General features: G+C 45.9%; 2 protein-coding genes. Both read left to right on the plus strand.

Translation table 11 applies throughout. The features are described from left to right. Positions 1–31: 31 nt before the first annotated feature. Positions 32–1600: a sodium/proline symporter PutP gene (gene putP / locus HUJ19_RS04040; protein ID WP_290622393.1), complete on the plus strand. Its 1569-nt coding sequence runs from the start codon at positions 32–34 to the stop codon at positions 1598–1600. Further along, positions 1600–2079, plus strand: a complete 480-nt coding sequence (locus HUJ19_RS04045; protein WP_290622395.1) for a GNAT family N-acetyltransferase — start codon at positions 1600–1602, stop codon at positions 2077–2079. The genes putP and HUJ19_RS04045 overlap by 1 nt, the downstream gene beginning before the upstream one ends. Positions 2080–2292: the final 213 nt, after the last annotated feature.

Genomic DNA, 2292 nt, shown 5'->3' on the forward strand with positions numbered 1-2292 from the left:
TGGACAAATTAATTTAACCTAGTGAGGTGTTATGAACTATACCAAGTTCGATTTTTTGGGGATGACCGTAGGGCCAGTTGAGATCGCGTTTTTGATCTATCTGGTGTTCATGATTGCTATCGGTATCTGGGCTTACATGCGAACCAATGACTCCAGCGATTATATGCTGGGTGGTCGCGGCCTGGGTGGTGCGGTAACTGCGTTAAGTGCAGGCGCATCGGATATGAGTGGCTGGATTTTGATGGGCTTGCCGGGTGCGATTTATTTCTCCGGTTTGTCTAATTCATGGTTGGCACTGTTCTTGATTATTGGTGCTTACCTTAACTGGAAATTTATTGCCGGTCGTTTGCGTGCTTATACTGAAATTGCCGACAATGCGTTGACCCTTCCTGATTATTTCGCAGGCCGTTTCCACGATGCTGGTAAGTCGCTGCGTATCGTTGCCGTACTGGTCATGATTGTGTTCTTCGGCTACTACATCGGTTCCGGTCTGGTCGCGGGCAGTAAGTTGTTCGAATCTAGTTTTGGTTATGATTACAACACTGCGTTGCTGGTCAGTTCTATCGTTATTATTTCGTATACTTTCCTTGGTGGTTTCCTGGCAGTTTCCTGGACCGATTTTTTCCAGGGCTTAATCATTATGACCGCTCTAATTGTAGCGCCAATTGTGTTATTGGTTGAATACAATGGTATGAGTGGCATCATTGATGCGACACGCGAGATTAAACCTGATGCACTGAGCTTCACTGATGGGTTGACTACCATTGGCCTGATTTCATTAGCGGCCTGGGGTCTAGGTTACTTCGGCCAGCCACATATTCTGGCGCGTTTCATGGCAGTAAAAAGTGTCAACACTGTGCCACAGGCGCGTCGCATCGGCATGGGCTGGATGATTATCTGTGTGCTGGGTGCGGTGTTTATCGGTTTTGCCGGTATCGCCTTCTTCGGTGGTGATTTCAACGCTAAAGCCTATGTTCTATTAACTGCTGAGGATGTTGCTGTCTTAAATACTGAGCGCGGCAGTGAGAAAGTCTTCCTATTATTGACGCAGGCGTTATTTAATCCATGGTTAGCAGGTTTCCTATTAGCAGCAATTCTTGCAGCAGTAATGAGTACCATTGATTCACAATTGCTTGCGGTTTCAAGCTCTGTAACCGAAGACGTATATAAACCTTACATTCGTCCAGGTGCTTCTGAGAAAGAATTGGTATGGGTCAACCGTTTTGTGGTGATTCTGGTTGCTGGTATCGGTATCACGGTCGCCATCTTTGAGCGTGACAGTGTGCTGGATCTGGTTGGTCAGGCCTGGGCAGGGTTTGGTGCTTCATTTGGCCCAGTGATTATCTTCTCGCTATTGTGGCAGCGTATGACTCGTCATGCAGCATTGGCGGGTATCGTAACGGGTGCGGTCACTGTCCTGGTCTGGGATTGGTTAGGTAACAATACTGAAATTGCCTTATTCGACCTATATGAAATGCTACCTGGCTTTGTTTTCGCCAGCTTGGCAATCATTATTGTCAGTAAGATGACTCAGGTTGCTGAAACCACATACAATCAGTTTGACTGGTATCGCAACGAATTCAAAAAGTACAAAAGCTAATGAGTAATTTGGTTATTCGAGAAGCGGTGCGCACAGACGCACCGCAAATTCTTGGCTTCATTAAAGAGCTAGCCGAGTACGAAAAGCTGTCGCATGAAGTGGTGGCTAGTGTTGCTGATATTGAGCAAACTGTGTTTGCTGAAGACGCCAGAGCCCACTGTCTGATTGCAGAGTATGAGGGACAGCCAGCCGGCTTCGCCCTCTACTTTTTTAACTACTCAACTTTTTTAGGTAAATACGGTATCTACCTGGAAGATCTTTACGTTAAACCGGAATTTCGTGGCAAAAAAATCGGCTATTGCTTATTGCAAAGATTGGCACAGATAGCAGTAGAAAAAGACTGTGCACGCGTAGACTGGTCCGTACTGGACTGGAATGAACCAGCTATCGACTTCTATAAAAGCATCGGCGCCAAGCCAATGGACGAATGGACCGTGTTCCGGTTGACTGGTGATGCGTTGGATGATTTTGCAAAATAATATATAAGTCGTTTCTTGTTAAAGCCTCCTAGCGAGGCTTTTTTTTATGAGCACTACAAGCTACCTTTGAAAGCGCTGCTGCCAGTTCGAGAAAAGGACAGCAATAGTCACTGGCTAGTAATGTTATAGATACCATCTCTCCCAGCCGACCTCAAGCTACTTGAGGTCGGTATTCGCTTTGATGTTTTAATACACCATAGCAAATTTGTACCA

Source organism: Kangiella sp., assembly GCF_014762745.1.
In the GTDB taxonomy this organism is placed as follows: domain Bacteria; phylum Pseudomonadota; class Gammaproteobacteria; order Enterobacterales; family Kangiellaceae; genus Kangiella.

What these genes read in the sequence shown, in the direction of transcription:
- putP (WP_290622393.1), top strand. Translation starts at nt 32, where the DNA reads ATGAACTATACCAAGTTCGATTTTTTGGGGATGACCGTAGGGCCAGTT.
- HUJ19_RS04045 (WP_290622395.1), top strand. Translation starts at nt 1,600, where the DNA reads ATGAGTAATTTGGTTATTCGAGAAGCGGTGCGCACAGACGCACCGCAA.